The sequence below is a fragment of the Clostridium sp. AF22-10 genome, from assembly GCF_003478725.1.
Classification (GTDB): Bacteria; Bacillota; Clostridia; order Lachnospirales; family Lachnospiraceae; genus Otoolea; species Otoolea fessa.
Genome location: NZ_QUFZ01000029.1, coordinates 1 through 20,033, shown reverse-complemented (window position 1 = coordinate 20,033; position 20,033 = coordinate 1). Strand labels below are relative to the sequence as shown.

The window sequence follows — 20,033 nt, the reverse complement described above, 5'->3', positions numbered from 1 at the left end:
GATGAAAGCTTGTTATTATGCAGGTTTGCTGCTGTGTGGTGTTTTTATTAGTGCAATTTCTCAAGTACTGCTAAAAAAAGCAGCACAACGCCAGTATTCGTCCCCACTTCGTGAATATATGAACCCACTGGTAATCTTTGCTTATATGATGTTCGTTGGAACAACATTTTTATCTATATTGGCATATCATGGATTGCCGCTTTCTATGGGACCAGTGCTGGAAGCAACGAGTTATATATATGTAACCTTTTTTGGAGTGACGATATTTAAAGAAAAGATGAATGTAAAAAAATGGGTTGCAATAGGTTTGATTGTCGGTGGAATCGTAGTTAGCGCTGTTTTGGGATAGCGATGAATAGGATGTTTGAAAATCTTTTAAGATGAAAGGAATGAGGTGGAGTGGAAAAAATGGAGCAGTTAAAAATAGCTGTAGCGGGGACTGGATATGTGGGACTGTCAATCGCGACTCTTTTGGCGCAGCATCATAATGTAATGGCGGTTGATATTGTCCCGGAAAAGGTTGAGCTAATTAATAATAGAAAGTCGCCAATTCAAGATGAATACATTGAAAAATATCTGGCAGAAGAAAAACTGGATCTTACGGCAACACTCGATGCGAAAGAGGCATATAGCAATGCAGACTATGTGGTTATTGCTGCGCCAACAAATTATGATTCAAAAACACATTATTTTGATACATCAGCAGTTGAAGCTGTCATTGAGCTGGTTATGAAGTATAATCCAGATGCAATTATGGTTATTAAGAGTACGATTCCAGTTGGGTATACAACTTTTGTTCGTGAAAAGTTTCATTGTAAAAATATAATTTTTAGTCCAGAGTTCCTTCGTGAAAGTAAAGCGTTATATGATAATTTATATCCGAGCCGTATTATTGTTGGAACGGATTTACAGGATGAGTGCTTAAAGAAAGCGGCACAGAAATTCGCAGAACTTTTGCAGGAGGGTGCGATCAAAGAGAATATTGATACATTGATAATGGGCTTTACCGAAGCGGAGGCTGTAAAACTTTTTGCTAATACATATTTGGCATTGCGTGTGGCGTATTTTAATGAACTGGATACATATGCGGAAAGTAAAGGATTGAATACACAGCAGATTATTGATGGAGTCTGCCTGGATCCCAGAATTGGGAACCAGTATAACAATCCTAGTTTTGGATATGGAGGCTATTGTCTGCCAAAGGATACAAAGCAGCTGTTAGCCAATTATGCGGATGTTCCAGAAAATTTGATCGAAGCGATCGTAGAGAGCAACCGGACCCGAAAGGATTTTATTGCTGATCAGGTATTGAAGTTAGCTGGATATTATGGATATGAGGATGATAATGAATTTGAGGAAGAGAAAGAAAAGAATGTGATCATCGGAGTTTATCGGTTGACAATGAAGAGTAATAGTGATAATTTCAGACAGAGCTCGATTCAGGGAGTTATGAAAAGAATCAAAGCAAAAGGGGCGAATGTGATCGTATATGAGCCGACCTTGAAGGATGGAGAGACATTTTTTGGGTCACTTGTCGTAAATGATTTGAAGAAATTCAAACAATTAAGTCAGGCGATTGTAGCAAATCGGTATGAGAGTTCGCTGGATGATGTGAAGGAAAAGGTTTATACAAGAGATATTTTTCAAAGGGATTAGATTCAGATCAGATTTCTTAGATTACGGAGGATAAAAATGAACACAACCCTCATCATCATGGCTGCCGGAATCGGTTCTCGCTTCGGAACCGGTATCAAGCAGCTTGCTAAAATGGCTCCCAACGGGGAGATTATCATGGATTTTTCAATCTATGATGCAAAAGAGGCAGGATTTACAAAGGTAGTTTTTGTGATCCGCAAGGCGATTGAAAAAGAATTTAAAGAAGTGATCGGGAATCGATTGTCTAAGGTCATGCCGGTCGAGTATGTCTATCAGGAGCTGGAGGATCTGCCAGAAGGATATGAAGTCCCAGAGGGGCGTGTGAAACCTTGGGGTACCGGACAGGCGATCCTGGCTTGTAAGGATATCGTGAAAGAGCCGTTTGTGATTATCAATGCAGATGATTATTATGGAAAGGAAGCATTTGTCAAGTTACATGATTTCCTAGTTTCGGGAGAATATGAGGACGGGAAAATAACGCTGGCGATGGCTGGATTTTCTCTGAAAAATACTTTGAGTGAAAATGGCACTGTTACCAGAGGTGTCTGTGTGGCGGATGAAACAGGTTATCTTGTAAAGGTAATTGAGACAACCGGGATTCAGAAGATGGATGGCAAGATTCAGTGCGATAATGCAGAAGTAGAAGGCTGGATTACACCAGACACGATGGTTTCGATGAATATGTGGGCAGGATATCCAGACTTTTTACAATATATTAAGGAAAGTTTTCAGAGCTTTTTAGATCATTTGGGTGCTCATCCAGAGAAAAAAGAATACCTTCTTCCGAATATTGTTGCGGAGTTGGTGGAAAAGAAGGCAGCTTCGGTTAAGGTACTTGGGACAGCGGATAAGTGGATTGGAATTACTTATAAGGAAGATATTGAACCGGCGCAGGAAGGCTTTCGCCGAATGATAAATGCGGAATTGTATCCGGAAAATTTGTGGATGTAATTAAGCACAGTGCGCGGCGGTACTGGTACTGTTGGCGGAAAGTTTTATGCTGATGAATTGCAGACAGCCATTTTTCTGTTTTTTGATTGTGATGGCGGGGATGAGCGGACGGGAAAAGTGTGTGGATGAGAAGGAGACAGTTGAGGGGTGAGAATCCTCGACCGTCTCTTATTGCATGCCATATCATAAAAGATATAAAAACCGATTATGAATTGACATGTAATGTTTCCAGCATTTTTTCTACCGTTTCAGGAGAAAGATCGGTTTCTTGTTCAATTTCATTTGGGCTGCATTTTTTCTGAATTAATTGAAGTGCTTGTATCATTTGTTTCGTAGCGTCTTTCACTCCTTCTTGAAATTCGGCTTTTCGAATTAATTCTTTTTCACGTTTTTCATCGTATTCAAATAGACACATTTCAATCGCCTCCGCTTTATTTTTACGAAGAAAATCGGCTAGGATATTTTCTTCTATACATTCATTTGCAGCGGTAGTGACCGCTTTGCTGAAATTGCTATTTTCATAGAATTGCATATGTAAGGGGAGGATGCAAAAAGAAAAGAAGTTGAAAAATAGATTGGGTAAATCTTTGCAAATTCTTTTTTGAAATGCTACAATACAAGAAAAATCTTTGCAAAGAGAAGTGAGAATTTATGATATTTTTAAGGCTAAAATATTATTTCAGTAAATTCAAAATCTGCATCTATATATGTGGAGTCATTCTTGTCCTGTTTATGTTTGTGACATTGTTAAGACAAGTGAATCTTTTCACGCGGGCAGATTCTCAAACCCTATTAGGTATAATCGGAACATTGCTTGGAGCAGTTGTCGGTGCTGTTTTTTCATTGCTTGGGTCTATATGGGTCAACACACAGCAGCGAAAAGAAGAATTGAATAGGAAAAGAGCGCAGGAGATTTATCGACCGCTTTATGATGAACTTGTGAACATTCATAGAAACATATTGAATGAAAATCCATATCCTTCCATTATTGAATTCAGAGTGGGACACCAGACGATGATACCGCATCCACAATATGTTGAGTGGCAGAAAATAAAATTGGACAGCCGCTATCTTCAGACACCGACGGAGTTGAAGAGGCAAATGGAGCGCCTGTTTGGGGCGCTGGATGGTTATTTGACGAAACGAAAAGGGGCATCGGATGAAGTGAAGAGAATTCTTGATTCTGTTTTAGAAGAATTCAAACTGCCGCCTTGCAGAATAGAAAATTTTGGAAGTGTAGTATTAGGGGATGTTATGGGTGGTAAAAGGAAGGGAATTTATGGAGAGAGTATGTATTTTATGGAAGAGGATGTGCCGGATGAAGCTGTCATAGAAAAAGTAAATACACGCTTTTATGAGATGGCGGATGAAAGCATAATTTTGAAGGACATGAAGGATGTTTATAATGGCTGGATGCGGGAAGAAGAGATGGCAATTAAAATATTGGAGTTGCTGATTCGGATGGCTGAGAGGTAGAGGAACGTTTTGAATGATGATCTTGCCATTCAAACTATCAAATGTTAATATTAATCATATAAATATGATTAATATTATGAACAGGCAAAGCAACAGCTTCGAAAGGAGTGTGTCAATATGGGGATTTTTGTGAATTCGGATAATTCAGCGTTTCAAGTTGCGTTGAATTCGGAAATCTATATTGATAAAACAGGTTTGTTGACGTATACCAATAAGGTGATGAATACATTGCAGGGATATATTTGCAATAGCCGTCCCAGAAGGTTCGGAAAGTCGATTACGGCGGATATGCTGACAGCGTATTACAGTAAGGGCTGCGATTCAGGGAATATGTTTTCTGGACTTGAAATTAGTCAGAGCCCGGATTTCAAGGAACATCTAAACCAATATGATGTGATTCACTGGGATATCCAGTGGTGTATAGGAGCTGCTGGGGGTGCCGACAGGGTTGTATCGTATATTACAGAGAAAACGATTGAGGAATTAAGAAAATACTATTCAGAAGCAATACCGAGTGACACGTGTTCGCTTCCAGAAGCACTGTCATTTATTTGTAATGCAACGAAGAATAAGTTTGTTGTAATTATTGATGAGTGGGATGTTCTGATTCGTGATATGGCGGCGAATTCGAAAATTCAGGATGAATATATAAGTTTCCTGAGGGGATTGTTTAAGGGAACGGAACCGACCAAGTATATTCAACTTGCTTATTTGACGGGCATTCTTCCTATTAAAAAAGAGAAAACCCAGTCGGCACTGAACAATTTTGATGAATTTACGATGTTGAGCGCGGGTCGCTTGTCTCCGTATATTGGATTTACGGAGGCGGAGGTGAAAGAACTTTCAGAACGCTATCAAGTGGAATTTGATAAGGTAAAGGCGTGGTATGATGGATATGTTCTAAGAAATTGTCAGGTTTATAATCCCAAAGCAGTTGTGAGTGTCATGCTGGATGGTGAATTTAAGAGCTATTGGTCGGAAACCGCGTCTTATGAGGCGATTGTGCCGCTCATTAATATGGATTATGACGGACTGAAAACGGCAATTATCGAAATGCTGTCTGGAGTTGAAGTGAAGGTAGATACGTCAACATTTGGAAATGATATTTCGAATATTCAGAGTAAAGACGATGTGCTGACATATATGATTCATTTGGGGTATTTAGGCTATGATCAGACGAAAAAGATGGCGTTTGTTCCGAATGAAGAAATTCGGCAGGAGTTGACCAGGGCGGTAGAAAGCAAACGCTGGAATGAGATGCTTCTGTTTCAGCAAGAGTCGGAGAGGTTGTTGGATGCAACACTGGATTTGGATGAGAAAGTAGTAGCATCACAGATCGGGAAGATTCATGATGAATATGTATCTGTTATTCAATATCATAATGAAAATTCTTTGAGCAGTGTTCTCGCGATTGCTTATCTGAGTTCGATGCAATATTATTTTAAACCAGTTCGGGAACTACCGACAGGACGTGGATTTGCGGATTTTGTATTTATACCAAAACCAGAGTACAAGAATGATTATCCGGCGCTGGTAATTGAACTTAAATGGAATCAGAATGCACAGACTGCGCTGCAGCAAATTAAAGAAAAGAACTATCCAGAATCGATTTTAAATTATATGGGAAATATTTTATTGGTTGGAATTAATTACGATAAGGTAAGTAAGGAACATACGTGTCGAATTGAAGCATATGGAAAAAATTAATGTATATTTTTGACATAGTAAAAACTATCGTTATATACAGCAATGGCTAAAAGTCCGTCCCACAAACTTTTAGCCACTTTCATTTAAATAAATAACCTCTCTATTTTTAAGAATCCTTCCCTTTCTGCAATCTCGTCAATTCCCTCCAAATCGTCAAAAGCATCGTTCCAAAGCAGGCAATTCCGCCGACAAAGTTGGAAATCGGTTCGGCGGCGAATACGCCGTTAGTGCCCATTCCGAACATACCTGGCAGCAGGATTGTCAGCGGAACGACGATGATTACTTTTCGGAAAATAGAGAAAAAGATCGCTTTTTTGGATTTGCCCAGACCGACGAAAATCGACTGTCCGGAGAATTGGAGCGACATCATAAAGAATCCGAAAAAGTATAAGCGGATCGCCGGAATACCTGCTGCGATGAGTTCGGCATCCTGGTTAAAAATGCGGATAAAGAATGCAGGGAAACCATCGACGATCAGCCAGATACCGGTCGTATATAAAATTGCAATAAAAGAGGTAAAGACGATCGCCTTTTTAACACGTCCGTATTTTTTTGCCCCATAATTGAAACCGAGCACCGGCTGGGCGCTGTGGGTGACGCCGGTTACCGGAAGCGTTGCAATTTCACGGATGGAGTTGATAACGGTCATAACACCGACGTAGAGATCGCCGCCATATACCTGTAAGGTCGCGTTGCACATGATCTGGACGGTGCAGTTTGTGATCGACATTGTGAAACCGGAAAGTCCGAGTCCGACGATTTTCCGGACTCTCTGCGCGGAAAGACGCATGGAAGAACGTCTCAGTTTCAGGATTGTTTTGTCACTGGTTAAAAACCGCAGAATCCAGATAGCGGAGAGAAGCTGCGACAGGATGGTGGCGAGCGCCGCGCCGCGGATTCCCATGTGAAGCACAAAGATAAAAATCGGGTCGAGCAGGATATTGGCGGCAGCGCCTAAAAGGACGGTCATCATGCCGATGCGCCCGAAGCCCTGTGAATTGATGAACGAGTTCATGCCAAGCCCGACCATCACGAACAGGCTGCCGAGCAGATAGATCGTAATGTAGGCATCCGCATATGGATAAGTAGCGTCGCTGGCGCCGAACAGATACAGCATTGGTTTGCGGAATATCAGGCAGAGCACGGTCAGAAGCACACCGGAAATAAGCATCATGGAGAAGGAATTTCCCATGATTGCCTCGGCTTCTTTGATATCCCCGCGCCCGCGTTCGATCGAGCAGAGCGGAGCACCGCCCATGCCAAACAGGTTGGCAAATGCGATGACGAGCGTGATGATTGGCAGCGAAAGCCCGATGCCGGTCAAAGATAGGGTGGCATGATCGGGAATGCGCCCGATGTAGATGCGGTCGACGATGTTGTACAGGACATTGATAAGCTGCGCCAACGTCATCGGGATCGCGAGATTCATGATATTTTTAACGATACTTCCTTTGGAAAAATCGTTCTGTGTATTGGAATTACTCATACAAACTCCTTTTTTCTTGCGTTTGGATACAACCTGATATTATAATAAAGCAAAAGAAATTTGTCCAGAGAGAAAGACATTCAAAAAAGGAAGTTCGATATTGCACAAATAAGAGATTTGTGCTATTCTCAAAGAAAACGAAAGGGGTATGTATTATGCCGAGAGGACCAAAACGTTCTGCATTAGAAGTAAACAAAGAGAAGCTGGCAGCGGTAGAAGAGAAGCTGGCTAAATTAGAAGAAACCGTTAAAGCTCTGAAAGCAGAGAAAAAGGAATTAGCGGCTGAGATTCGTAAAGCTGAATTAAGCGAATTACTGGATGCGATCGAAGAGAGCAATTTAAGCGTAAACGATGTTCATGAGTTTATCAAACAGAATTCTGAGCAGAAATAAATTAAAAAGCGATAAATCATTGTATTCAAAGAATGAAAAGAGAACTGGAAATTAGGGACAGCCTGGTTTCTGGTTCTTTTTTTATTTTGTGAAAAAACATTTGTAAACGAAATATATGAAAGAATGCCGGTGCCGAAACAGAGGGTTGTTTGAATCGGATTTGAGCCGGGATTGGCGGATGAAATCGGCTTAATGATAAAAAGGAACCGTGCAAAAGAAAGGTGCATATGCTACAATAGGAATATTCAATCAGAGGAACTTGAGATGACTTCTTTGATCAAACCGGTACCTCAAAGAGAAATAGAAGAAAAAAAACAAGGTTCCGGGGAAAGAACCGCTCAGATATTAAAAAAGAAAGCGAAGGGAATGAATATGGATCATAATACGCTACTTGGGGTTTTGATTCCGTTTGTCGGTACGACGGCGGGAGCAGCTTGCGTCTTTTTTTTGAAAAATGAGTTAAAGCCGATCATCCAGAAAACGCTTTTGGGGTTCGCATCGGGGGTGATGGTGGCGGCGTCGGTCTGGTCGCTTTTAATTCCATCGATGAATATGTGCGAAGCGATGGGGCGTCTGGCATTTCTGCCGGCATCCATTGGGTTTATGGTGGGTATTCTGATGCTGCTTTTGCTGGATCGCCTGATTCCGCATCTGCATCTGGGAAGTGATGAGCCGGAGGGACATATGTGCGGGCTCAAGAAGACAACGATGCTGGTTCTGGCGGTCACACTTCACAATATCCCGGAGGGCATGGCAGTCGGAGTGGTATTTGCCGGATTCTTAGCAGAAAAGAGCGGCATCACGCTTGCAGCGGCGCTGGCACTTTCACTTGGAATTGCGATTCAGAACTTCCCGGAGGGAGCGATCATTTCCCTGCCGCTTCGGAGTGAGTCGGGGATGAGCCGGAAAAAGGCGTTTGCGATGGGAACACTCTCCGGTATCGTCGAGCCGATCGGGGCGCTTGCGACGATCGCCGCGTACCGCTATCTGGAACCGGTTCTGCCGGTTCTCCTGGCGCTTGCAGCAGGGGCGATGATTTACGTGGTTGTGGAGGAGCTGATTCCGGAGTCGGCGCAGGGCAGTCATTCTGATATGGGAACGATCGGATTTGCGGTTGGATTTGTGTTGATGATGATTCTGGATGTGGCGCTGGGATAAAAGAAAGCTGGCAGTGCTGGCATGGAATCCGGTTGCCTGAAAAGCGAACGTTTGTTCTGAAAAATGCGTTGCAAAATTTTTGAATTTATGTAATAATATTTTTATAGTAAATGAGAACGGTTTACTACTTTTTTTCAAAGTCATAAAATAAATACGTATTATAAGTGGAAGAAATCAGCTTGACCAGTGAAATAAAAGCTGCCGTTTGCATCACACGTGTAAATGGCAGCAAATATGATTCCCAGGTCGGGCACAGGAGGAATGAATCTATGGGTAAAACACAGTATGATGCGGACAGCATAACGGTTCTGGAGGGGCTGGAGGCTGTCCGTAAGCGTCCTGGTATGTATATAGGAAGTGTGGGAACGAAGGGACTGAATCACCTGATCTATGAGATTGTGGACAACTCGGTCGATGAGCACCTGGCGGGCGCCTGTTCCCAGATCCGCGTGACGCTGGAGGCGGACGGCTCCTGCACCGTCCGGGACAATGGACGCGGTATTCCGGTGGAGATGCATAAAAAGGGTGTGGCAGCGGAGCGAATTGTGCTCTCGACCTTGCACGCGGGCGGCAAGTTTGACAACAATGCGTACAAGACGAGCGGCGGTCTGCACGGCGTCGGTTCGTCGGTTGTCAATGCCCTCTCAGCGCATCTGGAGGTCAATGTATATAAGAATGGACAGATCCATCACGATGCATATGAGCGCGGCATCCCGACGGTTGAACTGATCGATGGTCTTCTGCCGGTGGTTGGAAAGACAAGAGAGACCGGAACGGAGATCAATTTCCTGCCGGATCCGGAGATTTTTGAAAAAACGCGGTTCAAGGCGGACTGGCTCAAGAGCCGCCTGCATGAGACGGCATATCTGAACCCGAAGCTGACGATTCTTTATGAGAATAAGCGGGCGGGCGAGGCTGAAAAGGTGACTTATTCGGAGCCGGACGGCATCGTGGCGTATGTGCGCGAGCTGAACAGCACGAAGACGCCGATTCATGATCCAATTTATTTTAAGGGCGTCAGCGATCAGATCGAGGTTGAAGTGGCGTTCCAGTTTGTCGATGCATTTGAGGAAAATGTACTCGGCTTCTGCAACAATATTTTCACACAGGAGGGCGGCACGCATCTGGCGGGCTTTAAGACGCGTTTTACCCAGATGATCAACAGCTATGCGAAAGAGCTGGGAATCCTGAAGGAAAAAGATACAAAATTTACAGGACCGGATACGAGAAACGGCATGACGGCGGTTGTGGCGGTCAAGCATCCGGATCCGATCTTTGAGGGGCAGACGAAGACAAAGCTGGCGAGTGCCGATGCGACAAAAGCGGTGTTCAGCGTGACAGGGGACGAGCTGCAGCTTTATTTTGACCGGAATTTAGAGGTATTGAAGGCGATCATCGCCTGTGCGGAGAAATCTGCAAAGATCCGGAAGGCAGAGGAACGCGCCAAGACCAATATGCTGACGAAATCCCGTTTTTCCTTTGACAGCAACGGAAAGCTGGCAAACTGTGAAAGCCGCGAGGCAGAGAAATGTGAGATTTTCATTGTCGAGGGAGATTCCGCGGGCGGTTCAGCTAAGATGGGACGAAACCGCCGCTATCAGGCGATCCTGCCGATCCGGGGCAAGATTTTAAATGTGGAGAAAGCTTCGATGGACAAGGTGTTGGCGAATGCCGAGATCAAGACGATGATCAATGCGTTCGGCTGCGGCTTTTCGGAAGGATATGGCAATGATTTCGATATTGCGAAGCTGCGTTACCACAAGATCGTCCTGATGACGGATGCCGATGTGGACGGAAGCCATATTGATACACTGCTTCTGACTTTCTTATACCGTTTTATGCCGGAATTGATTCAGAACGGGCACGTATATATTGCGATGCCGCCGTTATTTAAGGTGATTCCGAAAAAGGGAAAAGAAGAGTATCTATACGATGAGAAAGCATTGGAGCGCTACCGCAAAACCCACACAGGGGAATTTACCCTGCAGCGCTACAAAGGTCTGGGCGAGATGGATGCGGAACAGCTCTGGGAGACGACGTTAAACCCGGAGAACCGTGTGCTCAAGCGTGTGGAGATCGAGGATGCCCGGATGGCGTCGGAGATCACGGAGATGCTGATGGGAAGCGACGTGCCGCCGAGACGGCAGTTTATCTACGATCACGCGGATGAGGCGGAGATAGATGCTTAATAGAAAGATTATGAGTGACTGTGAAGGCACTGAACAGTTACGATTATGAAAGTATATGACAGGAATTTAGGAGATAGAAAATAGAATGGCTGAAACGATCATTACGACAGAATATTCAGAGGAAATGCAGCGCAGCTATATGAACTACTCGATGAGTGTCATCACGGCCCGCGCCATCCCGGATGCGAGGGATGGTTTGAAACCGGTACAGCGCCGCGTCCTTTACGATATGGGGGAGCTGCATCTGGGGCACGACAAGCCGCACCGGAAATCGGCGCGTATCGTCGGTGATACGATGGGTAAATACCACCCGCACGGCGACAGTTCGATCTATGAGACGTTGGTCGTGCTTTCACAGAATTTTAAGAAAGGAATGCCGCTGGTAGACGGACATGGAACTTTGGTTCCATCGAGGGCGACGGGGCGGCGGCGATGCGTTACACGGAGGCGCGTCTCCAGAAGTTTGCGGAGGAAGTATATTTAAAGGATTTGGATAAGACCGTCCGCTTTGTGCCGAACTACGATGAGACGGAGAAAGAGCCGGAGGTTCTGCCGGTCCGTGTGCCGAATCTTCTGATTAACGGTGCCGAGGGAATTGCGGTCGGCATGAGTACCAGCATTCCGCCGCACAATCTGGGCGAGGTCATCGATACGGTGATGGCGTATATCGATCAGCCGGAGATGGAGACGGAAGCGCTTCTGAGCGTCTTAAAGGGACCGGATTTCCCGACAGGCGGCATCATTGCGAATAAGAGTGAGCTTCCGGCGATCTATGAGACGGGAATGGGGCGCATCAAGCTGCGTGCCCGGATGGAGGTGGAGCTTGGAAAACGCCGTTCTGACCGGGACAAGCTGATAATCACGGAGATTCCGTACACGATGATCGGCGCGGGCATCAATAAATGTCTGTCGGATATCGCAGATCTGGTTGAGTCCAAGAAACTTGCCGATGTGGTGGATATTTCCAACCAATCGAATAAAGAAGGAATCCGGATTGTTTTGGAACTCAAGAAAGATGCGGATATTGAGAAAATCCAGAATATTTTGTATAAAAAGACAAAACTGGAGGATACATTCGGCGTCAATATGCTGGCGATCACGAATGGACGCCCGGAGACGCTGAATTTAAAGGGAATCTTAAAGAATTACCTGGATTTCCAGTATGAAAATAATACCCGCAAGTATCAGGTGCTTCTGGAAAAGGAGCAGGAGAAGAAGGAGATCAAGGAAGGTCTGATCACAGCCTGCGACTGCATCGATCTGATTATCGCGATCCTGCGCGGTTCGAAGAACCTGAAAGATGCGAAAGCCTGCCTGATGGAGGGCGATATTTCCAAAATCCAGTTCCGCACACCGGGATTTGAGGAAGATGCCAAGAAGCTTCATTTTACGGAGAAACAGGCATCTGCGATTCTGGAAATGCGTCTCTATAAACTGATCGGCCTGGAGATCTTGGCATTGCAGAAGGAGTACAAAGAGACACTTCGCAAGATCAAAGAATACCAGAAGATTCTCGGCAGCCGTGAGGCGATGGACGAGGTGATTAAAGAAGATCTGCAGTCAATCAAGGAAGAGTTTGCAGTGGAACGCCGGACGAAGATCGAGGATGGACGCGAGGCGGTGTATGACGAGGCGGCGGAGAGCGCCAGACCGGGCGTGTTCGTGCTGGACAAATTTGGTTACTGCAAGATTCTGGAACCGTCGATCTACGAGCGGAACCGGGAGACAGTGGACACGGAGAATGTGTATGTACTGCCGTGCCATACGACGGATAAGATCGGATTGTTTACGGATCTGGGTGCATTCCATCAGGTGAAGGTGACGGAGATTCCGTTTGGAAAGCTGCGCGATAAGGGTGTGCCGATTGATAACCTGAGTAAATTTGATGGCACCAAAGAACGTCCGGTCTGTGTGGTGAATGCGGCGCAGTTAAAGGGACAGAAGCTATTATTTGCAACGAAGGATGCGATGATCAAGATCGTGCCGGGCGGGGAATTTGAGACAAATAACCGGACAGTGGCGGCGACCAAGCTGCAGGAGAATGATATGCTTCTCTCGGTACAGCCGGCGGATGGCATGAGAGAGGCGGTCATCCAGACAACCAGCGGTATCTTCCTGCGATTCCCGATCGAGGAGATATCGGAGATGAAGAAGAATGCGAAAGGTGTGCGCGGCATCAAGCTGGGACGTACCGAGTCGCTGGAGGCAATCCATCTGCTGGACGGCACCGAGGACGATCCGATCGTTATGTATAAAGAAAAACCGGTTCATTTGAGCCGTTTGAAAATAGGGCACCGCGACGGCAAGGGAAGCCGGGCGAGAAGCTAGAACCAAACAGAAAGAAAAAAAGGAGGTATTTCATATGACTGAACTTCAGAACACACCGACCCTCATATCGGGGCAAAGCAGGGCGAGATTGCGGAGACAATTCTGCTTCCGGGCGATCCGTTGCGGGCAAAGTATATCGCAGAACATTTTCTGACGGATGCAAAACAGTTCAATACAACGAGAAATATGTACGGTTATACCGGCTATTATCAGGGCAAACGCGTGTCGGTCATGGGAACCGGCATGGGCTGTCCGTCGATGGGAATTTATTCGTATGAGCTGATTCATTTTTATGGATGCAAGAATCTGATCCGGATCGGAACTGCCGGTGCGCTGCGTCCGGAGGTAAAGGTGCGCGAGCTTATTTTTGCGATGGGCTCCTGTACGACATCCAACTATGTAAAACAGTTCCGCCTGCCGGGGGATTATTCCTGCGTGTGCAGCTATGAGCTGCTGGAAAAGGCGGTTGAGTCTGCGAAAAAGAGAAATTTAAAATATCATGTCGGTAATATTTTGTGTTCCGATATGTTCTACAACCCACCGCTTGAGCCGAACGGAACTACCTGGGCGCAGATGGGCGTGCTGGCAGTGGAGATGGAGTCGGCGTCACTTTACAGCAACGCTGCCTATGCGGGCGCAAATGCGATCTGTATCCTGACCGTATCGGATTCGGCAGTGACCGGAGAGGCAACGACGGCAGAAGAACGCGAGAAGACGTTTACCAATATGATGGAAGTGGCGCTGGATCTGGTGTAAGTGCTAAGCTGGTAAAATAAAAGTAGAATTTGAAGGTTACTGTTTATGGGTAGGCACTTTTGGAACCGAAAGTGCCGTAAGAAAACGTGGTGGCAGCAGGAAGAGAAAACAGGAGAGAACAATGATAGGAATTGCTCCACAGGAGTGGAAAACAGATCTTCCGGAGTTTTGTGAAAAAACGAGGGATTTTTATGCAGGAAAGATGGATAAGGGCTCATATAAGGGCTTTTCAGGACGTTACGGCAGTTATGCACAGAAAGGCGGCGCGGCGAGCATGCTGCGTCTGCGTATGACGGCAGGATGTGTGTCGAAGGAGAAGCTTGCATTTATCGCAAAGGCAATCCGTGCATATCAGGTAAATATGGTACATTTTACGACTTGTGAGAGTGTGCAGTTTCACAATCTGGATGAGAAATCAGTCTGTGAATTGATGGAGCAGGCACTCGATGCCGGGATCGTGACGATGGGCGGCGGCGGGGATTTTCCGCGAAATGTGATGTGTTCTCCGCTTTCCGGCGTGGAAGAGGGCGAATATTTCGACGTTATGCCGTGGGCGAAGGCGGCGGGAGAATATCTGATGACCTTTATCAATGCGGAAAAGATGCCGCGCAAGCTCAAGGTCTGTTTCTCTAATTCACCGTCGAATGTGACGCACGCGACCTACCGCGATCTGGGATTTGCGGCTTGTCCGGACGGAACGTTTGATGTGTACAGTGCAGGCGGCCTGGGAAACAATCCGCAGTTTGGCGTTAAAGTTGCCGAGGGCGTTGCGCCGGAGAAGATTCTTTATTACATTAAGGCGATGTGGCTGACATTCCGGGCATATGGCAATTACGAAAACCGCGGAAAAGCGCGTACCCGGTATATGCAGGAAGCGCTCGGCGGAGCGGAAAATTACCGGAAGGCGTATCAGGAGAAGCTTCAGGAGGTACTGGCATCCGGGGAGCAGCTGGATCTTTCCCGCGAGGAAGTGATGGCAGCGGCAGGAATAAAAGAAAAGCAGAGCAAAACAGGCGATGGAAGCAGCGCGTCGGGAGAACGTGTTCTGGAGCAGAAACAGCCGGGACTTTATACGGTTATCTGGCATCCGATTGGCGGACAGCCGCGCCCGGAGACGCTGGCAGCCCTGGGAGAACGGATGCAGACGATTGACGGCACAGAGCTTCGCTTGGCACCGGATGAAACTGCGTACATCATTAATTTGACCGGAGCAGAAGCAGAGAAGATTCTGGAGGCGACGAAGGAGACGGCTCAGACAAAGTTTGAGACATCGGTAAGCTGTATCGGTGCGTCGATCTGTCAGGTCGGTGCACGTGATTCGCAGGCTCTGTTACAGGCATGTGTAAAGGCGGTTGGGGAGGCACAGATCCCGGACGGCGCACTTCCGCAGATTCATATTTCCGGATGTCCGTCTTCCTGCGGTACCCACCAGACCGGACCGATGGGATTCCGCGGCGGCGTGCGGATGGCAGATGGCAAGGCACAGCCGGCATTTGTATTTTATCTGGGCGGAAATGAGGTACAGGGAAAAGAGACGATGGGACGTGAGCTTGGCACGATGTTTGAGAGCGAGATCCGTCGTTCTTAGTCAAACTTGGAAAAGAGATTGCGGCAAGGGGACTTGATTTTGAGAGCTACCGGACGCAGTACCCGGATGGGATTGAGAAGGCTGCAGCGGAATACTTAGCTTAGAAGAACCTATTTTGAGTTAAAACATCGTTAAATCCGTGACAGACGTTATAAATTTATCAAATGTCCGTGAGTGACGTACAAATGTATTTTTCTTGCGGAAAAATGTTGATTTTTTGTTTGTTTTGTTATAGGATAGACAAGAATTACAGCGGCAGAGTGAAAACGTGTTGCAGAGCAGGAGCTTCCTATCCAAACTCCATCCTGCCATGAGAAGCTGAAAAAGCCGCTGTCAGAAGAGGAGAAAAACGATGAACATGGAAAAGAAATTACGTGTAGGCATTCTGGGAGCAACTGGTATGGTAGGTCAGCGTTTCATCACGCTTCTGGCAAATCATCCGTGGTATGAGATTACTGCGCTGGCAGCAAGCCCGCGTTCTGCAGGAAAAACATATGAGGAGGCAGTCGGCGGACGCTGGAAAATGCAGACCCCGATGCCGGAGTGTGTGAAGAAGATGGCCGTTATGAACGTAAACGAGATCGAGAAGGTAGCATCCGAAGTTGATTTCGTGTTCAGCGCCGTAGATATGACAAAAGAAGAGATCCGTGCGATTGAAGATGCGTATGCAAAGACAGAAACACCGGTTGTTTCCAACAACAGCGCACACCGATGGACACCGGATGTTCCGATGGTAGTGCCGGAGATCAATCCGGAGCACTTTAAGGTAATTGAGTTCCAGAAAAAACGTCTGGGAACCAAGAGAGGCTTCGTAGCGGTAAAACCGAACTGCTCCATCCAGAGCTATGCACCGGTTCTGACTGCATGGAAGGAATTTGAGCCATATGAGGTAGTAGCTACGACGTATCAGGCAATCTCCGGAGCTGGCAAGACGTTCAAAGACTGGCCGGAGATGGAAGGCAACATCATCCCGTACATCGGCGGTGAGGAGGAGAAGAGCGAGCAGGAGCCGCTTCGTCTCTGGGGAGAGATCAAGGACGGCGAGATCGTGAAGGCATCCGAGCCAGTGATTACCTGCCAGTGCATCCGTGTACCGGTTCTGGACGGACATACAGCAGCCGTATTTGTAAAGTTCAGAAAGAAACCAACCAAAGAGCAGCTGATCGAGAAGCTGGTTAATTTCAAAGGACTTCCGCAGGAACTGGAGCTTCCGAGCGCACCGAAGCAGTTCATTCAGTATCTGGAAGAGGATAATCGTCCGCAGGTACAGCTGGATGTCAACTATGAGAAGGGCATGGGTGTATCTGTTGGCCGTCTGAGAGAAGACAAAGTTTACGATTGGAAGTTTGTAGGTCTCTCCCACAACACACTGCGCGGCGCAGCCGGCGGTGCGGTACTGTGTGCAGAACTTCTGACCGCACAGGGATATATTCAGGCGAAATAAAGAAATCTGTTCAGAGAATCCGTGAAATAGAAAATTAAAACTGATAAAAGTAAGAACTGCCGCCTAGTGGCGGAGAGGCTGTTAAAAAAACGATGGCTGACTCTGTCCGGAACGGCAGTTTTTGTTTGTGCCATAGGAAACTTCGTCCTAAGACACAAAAAAATGCTCCGCGTGATGTGTCAAGGAACCTTCTTTTTTATCTGAAATGGAATCTTGGTAATTGTTCACAGGTGGGAATTTTCTGAACTGAAAATTCCGTAAGATACAGTTCTGGCTGCAGCTTTTGCCGATTTGGAATGTGAAGCATCGGCAAAAGCCTGTTACTGGGCACACATGTGTGAACAGTAACGAATCTTTAAATTTTTATAATGGGATTTGGAAAAAATGGGTGTGCATGAGGGGAAAAGTATTGTATACTTAATAAATCAGCTATTTATCTCAGTCGAGAAGACTCCCACCTCTTCAGGTGGTAAGTAATAGCAAATTTGTCTCAGTGGAAGCCTTGTCTCCGACTGAGATAAACGCTCCGCGAGGATGCACAGTGATTCTGATAGGAATATGTCAGCTTCGCTGACCAGAATCACGCGCCAAGTCTCACGGACGTTCGACTTGAAAAGTTAAATAGATTTATTCTGACATAAGTAAGCATAAAAATGCGAAAAATATTTTTCGGATTCTAAAAATTAAGGGGGATTTGGCATGGTTGAGAAGACAATCTTTGGAACAATGGAAGATGGCAGAGAGGTCAGCCGTTATACATTGATGAATCAGAATGGAGTTTCTGCATCCTTTTTAGATCTGGGTGCAATCTGGTCCACGATGCTGGTGCCGGATCGGAACGGAGAGATGGCGGATGTCCTGCTGGGACATGAAACAGTAGCAGACTGCCTGGTAAGCGATGGGCATCTGGGCGAGGCTGTTGGACGAAATGCAAACCGGATTGGCGGCGCGGTGTTTACGTTAAATGATAAAAAATACGAATTGACGGCGAATGATGGCCCGAACAACCTGCACAGCGGCATGGATTTTTACCGGAACCGTATCTGGGCGGCAGAATATGAGACGGGCGTTAATCAGGTTTCGTTTACACTGGAAAGCCCGGACGGCGATCAGGGATATCCGGGAAATGCCTCGATCCGTGTGACCTACACGCTGACAGATGAAAATGAAGTAAAGATTCATTACGAGGGGACCTGCGATCAGGATACCATTTTTAATATGACAAACCACGCGTATTTCAATCTGGCAGGTCATGAGAGTGGTCCGGCGCTTTCGCAGATGGTTTACATTGACAGTGATGCGATCACGGCGGTAGACAAGGTGCTGATCCCGACCGGTGAGATTCGCAAGGTAATGGGGACTCCGATGGATTTCTCGGATTTCAAGCCGATCGGACGTGATATAGAAGCGGATTACGATCAGTTAAAACTGGGCGGCGGCTACGATCATAACTGGATTCTCAACCATGAGTCAGGCGTATTCAGTCTGGCGGCGGCTGCGATCGACGAGGAGAGCGGGCGCAAGATGGAGGTATACACCGATCTGCCGGGAGTTCAGTTCTACACGGGCAATTTCCTGGACGGACAGGTTCCGGGTAAGGGCGGCGTGAAGTATGTGAGACGCCAGGGATACTGCTTTGAGACGCAGTATTACCCGAACGCAGTCAACATGCCGGGATTTGTATCCCCGATCGTGAAAAAGGGCGAGAAATACGATACAACGACCAGTTATAAATTTATGACGGTTTAAATTTGTATTTGATTTGTGATTATTTTGACATAGGATAGAGATTGACATGAGTGAGACAAACAACAAGGGAGTAAAAGTGCTGGCATCTGCCAGCCTTTTATTTGTAACAATTATCTGGGGCAGCGCGTTCGTTGTGATGAAAAATTCGATGGACGCGATCACACCTACATACCTTTTGGCGTACCGGTTTACGATCGCGGCGCTTGGGATGGCGGCTCTTTTCTGGAAACAGATCCGGGGAATGTCGATGCAGGAGTTTAAATGCGGCGCACTGGCGGGATTGTTTCTATTTATCAGTTATTATTTTCAGACGTATGGGCTGAAATACACGACCGCGAGTAAAAATGCGTTTATTACGACGTTGTATGTGGTGATCGTGCCGTTTCTGGCATGGGCGGTTAATCATGTGCGCCCGAAGGCAAATAACCTGGTCGCAGCGGGATTTGCTGTTGTGGGATTGGCTCTTTTATCGCTGAAAGGCGATCTGTCGGTCAATTTTGGTGATTTCCTGACGCTGGTGTGCGGCATCTGCTTTGCGGTTCATATGATTTTTCTGGATCGCTTCACGGCATACTGCACTCCGATCCGCCTGACGGTCATGCAGATGGGAACAGCGGCGGCGTGTTCGTGGGTGCTGGGGCTTCTCACGGAAGGAGCGTTCCATCCGAAAGTATTTACACTGCCGGGAGTAGCAGTTTCGATGCTGTATCTGGGACTCGCATCCAGCATGCTCTGTTTTCTGCTTCAGACAGTGGGGCAGAAATATCTGAGCGCCAGCACATCCTCGATTCTACTGTCGTTTGAATCGGTGTTTGGACTCCTGTTCTCTGTCTGGCTGCTGCATGAGGAGCTGACGGTGCGGATGCTAATTGGCTGTGCGCTGATGTTTGTGGCGGCGATTCTGGCGGAGTGGACGCCGAAGCGGAAAAGTAATTAGAGGAAATTAGGTTACTGTTCAGCAGGTCTGCGCATTTACTGCGCTGACCGTACGAAAACATGGGCCAGCAGGCAAAAATCCCATTGCCGTAGGCAATTTTTAATGGATTTTTGCGCGTGACTGTGAAGGTACTGAACAGTTACGAAATTAGTAAGATAGGAGCAGAACAACGTGGCAAAATCGTTATTTATAGCCGAGAAACCGAGCGTGGCGCGT

At 46.5% G+C, this 20,033-nt stretch carries 16 protein-coding genes and 1 pseudogene; 14 read left to right on the top strand and 3 right to left on the bottom strand.

All coding sequences use genetic code 11. From position 1 onward, the window contains the following. The first annotated feature begins 1 nt into the window (after position 1). Genes DWX91_RS14635 through DWX91_RS14625 form a run of 3 tightly spaced genes read left to right on the top strand, consistent with a single transcriptional unit; the run spans position 2 to position 2,607 of the window. Entirely contained in the window at positions 2-349 is a 348-nt protein-coding gene (locus tag DWX91_RS14635; protein ID WP_118490686.1) for a multidrug ABC transporter, read from the top strand. Positions 350-408: 59 nt separating this feature from the next. After that, positions 409-1,656, top strand: a complete 1,248-nt coding sequence (locus DWX91_RS14630; protein WP_118490688.1) for a nucleotide sugar dehydrogenase — start codon at positions 409-411, stop codon at positions 1,654-1,656. 36 nt (positions 1,657-1,692) lie between these two features. Then, positions 1,693-2,607 carry a sugar phosphate nucleotidyltransferase gene (locus DWX91_RS14625; RefSeq protein ID WP_118539454.1) on the top strand — a complete coding sequence of 305 codons (915 nt, stop codon included), beginning with the start codon at positions 1,693-1,695 and terminating at the stop codon, positions 2,605-2,607. Between the two features lie 205 nt (positions 2,608-2,812). Here DWX91_RS14625 and DWX91_RS16465 read toward each other — a convergent pair whose 3' ends face one another. After that, positions 2,813-3,139 (bottom strand): hypothetical protein, encoded by a 327-nt coding sequence (locus DWX91_RS16465; RefSeq protein WP_147354421.1) that lies wholly within the window; start codon positions 3,137-3,139, stop codon positions 2,813-2,815. A 119-nt stretch (positions 3,140-3,258) separates the two neighbouring features. Between DWX91_RS16465 and DWX91_RS14615 the strand changes: the two genes are divergently transcribed. Together DWX91_RS14615 and DWX91_RS14610 are read left to right on the top strand one after the other, a co-directional pair. After that, on the top strand, positions 3,259-4,083 hold the full coding sequence (locus tag DWX91_RS14615) for a hypothetical protein (protein ID WP_118539452.1): 825 nt from the start codon (positions 3,259-3,261) through the stop codon (positions 4,081-4,083). A 117-nt stretch (positions 4,084-4,200) separates the two neighbouring features. Beyond that, positions 4,201-5,790, top strand: a complete 1,590-nt coding sequence (locus tag DWX91_RS14610) for an AAA family ATPase (RefSeq protein WP_118539450.1) — start codon at positions 4,201-4,203, stop codon at positions 5,788-5,790. A gap of 106 nt (positions 5,791-5,896) precedes the next feature. Here the strand turns inward: DWX91_RS14610 and DWX91_RS14605 are convergent, their stop codons facing one another. Further along, positions 5,897-7,276, bottom strand: coding sequence for an MATE family efflux transporter (locus DWX91_RS14605; RefSeq protein WP_118539448.1), 1,380 nt, complete (start codon positions 7,274-7,276; stop codon positions 5,897-5,899). Positions 7,277-7,431: 155 nt separating this feature from the next. Here DWX91_RS14605 and DWX91_RS14600 point away from each other — a divergent pair, with 155 nt between their 5' ends. From DWX91_RS14600 to DWX91_RS14560, 9 genes and pseudogenes are all read left to right on the top strand, one after another. After that, on the top strand, positions 7,432-7,668 hold the full coding sequence (locus tag DWX91_RS14600; RefSeq protein ID WP_022360338.1) for a hypothetical protein: 237 nt from the start codon (positions 7,432-7,434) through the stop codon (positions 7,666-7,668). A 372-nt stretch (positions 7,669-8,040) separates the two neighbouring features. After that, complete coding sequence (locus tag DWX91_RS14595) at positions 8,041-8,826, top strand: ZIP family metal transporter (RefSeq protein WP_118491150.1); 786 nt, start codon at positions 8,041-8,043, stop codon at positions 8,824-8,826. 269 nt (positions 8,827-9,095) lie between these two features. Then, positions 9,096-11,015: a DNA gyrase/topoisomerase IV subunit B gene (locus DWX91_RS14590; RefSeq protein WP_118539446.1), complete on the top strand. Its 1,920-nt coding sequence runs from the start codon at positions 9,096-9,098 to the stop codon at positions 11,013-11,015. An 85-nt stretch (positions 11,016-11,100) separates the two neighbouring features. After that, positions 11,101-13,343 (top strand): annotated as a pseudogene (locus tag DWX91_RS14585) (DNA topoisomerase (ATP-hydrolyzing)). Between the two features lie 66 nt (positions 13,344-13,409). Next, entirely contained in the window at positions 13,410-14,099 is a 690-nt protein-coding gene (gene deoD / locus DWX91_RS14580; RefSeq protein ID WP_118539444.1) for a purine-nucleoside phosphorylase, read from the top strand. A 121-nt stretch (positions 14,100-14,220) separates the two neighbouring features. Beyond that, complete coding sequence (locus DWX91_RS14575) at positions 14,221-15,687, top strand: nitrite/sulfite reductase (protein ID WP_243099069.1); 1,467 nt, start codon at positions 14,221-14,223, stop codon at positions 15,685-15,687. Positions 15,688-16,045: 358 nt separating this feature from the next. Next, on the top strand, positions 16,046-17,131 hold the full coding sequence (asd, locus tag DWX91_RS14570) for an aspartate-semialdehyde dehydrogenase (RefSeq protein ID WP_118468829.1): 1,086 nt from the start codon (positions 16,046-16,048) through the stop codon (positions 17,129-17,131). Positions 17,132-17,830: 699 nt separating this feature from the next. Next, entirely contained in the window at positions 17,831-18,880 is a 1,050-nt protein-coding gene (locus DWX91_RS14565) for an aldose epimerase family protein (protein WP_118539442.1), read from the top strand. A gap of 46 nt (positions 18,881-18,926) precedes the next feature. Beyond that, the gene (locus DWX91_RS14560; RefSeq protein WP_118472824.1) at positions 18,927-19,817 is read left to right on the top strand and encodes a DMT family transporter; all 891 of its coding nucleotides are present in this window, start codon (positions 18,927-18,929) and stop codon (positions 19,815-19,817) included. 35 nt (positions 19,818-19,852) lie between these two features. Here the strand turns inward: DWX91_RS14560 and DWX91_RS16960 are convergent. After that, on the bottom strand, positions 19,853-20,033 hold a 181-nt coding region (locus tag DWX91_RS16960; protein ID WP_207664035.1), incomplete at its 5' end, for a hypothetical protein.

Excerpts from the sequence above, each read along its gene's own strand:
- DWX91_RS14595 (WP_118491150.1), top strand. The coding sequence starts at position 8,041 with ATGGATCATAATACGCTACTTGGGGTTTTGATTCCGTTTGTCGGTACG.
- DWX91_RS14605 (WP_118539448.1), bottom strand. The coding sequence starts at position 7,276 with ATGAGTAATTCCAATACACAGAACGATTTTTCCAAAGGAAGTATCGTT.
- DWX91_RS16465 (WP_147354421.1), bottom strand. The coding sequence starts at position 3,139 with ATGCAATTCTATGAAAATAGCAATTTCAGCAAAGCGGTCACTACCGCT.
- DWX91_RS14600 (WP_022360338.1), top strand. The coding sequence starts at position 7,432 with ATGCCGAGAGGACCAAAACGTTCTGCATTAGAAGTAAACAAAGAGAAG.
- DWX91_RS14560 (WP_118472824.1), top strand. The coding sequence starts at position 18,927 with ATGAGTGAGACAAACAACAAGGGAGTAAAAGTGCTGGCATCTGCCAGC.
- DWX91_RS14635 (WP_118490686.1), top strand. The coding sequence starts at position 2 with ATGAAAGCTTGTTATTATGCAGGTTTGCTGCTGTGTGGTGTTTTTATT.
- DWX91_RS14590 (WP_118539446.1), top strand. The coding sequence starts at position 9,096 with ATGGGTAAAACACAGTATGATGCGGACAGCATAACGGTTCTGGAGGGG.
- DWX91_RS14625 (WP_118539454.1), top strand. The coding sequence starts at position 1,693 with ATGAACACAACCCTCATCATCATGGCTGCCGGAATCGGTTCTCGCTTC.
- DWX91_RS14630 (WP_118490688.1), top strand. The coding sequence starts at position 409 with ATGGAGCAGTTAAAAATAGCTGTAGCGGGGACTGGATATGTGGGACTG.
- DWX91_RS14575 (WP_243099069.1), top strand. The coding sequence starts at position 14,221 with ATGATAGGAATTGCTCCACAGGAGTGGAAAACAGATCTTCCGGAGTTT.
- DWX91_RS14610 (WP_118539450.1), top strand. The coding sequence starts at position 4,201 with ATGGGGATTTTTGTGAATTCGGATAATTCAGCGTTTCAAGTTGCGTTG.
- DWX91_RS14615 (WP_118539452.1), top strand. The coding sequence starts at position 3,259 with ATGATATTTTTAAGGCTAAAATATTATTTCAGTAAATTCAAAATCTGC.
- asd (WP_118468829.1), top strand. The coding sequence starts at position 16,046 with ATGGAAAAGAAATTACGTGTAGGCATTCTGGGAGCAACTGGTATGGTA.
- DWX91_RS14565 (WP_118539442.1), top strand. The coding sequence starts at position 17,831 with ATGGTTGAGAAGACAATCTTTGGAACAATGGAAGATGGCAGAGAGGTC.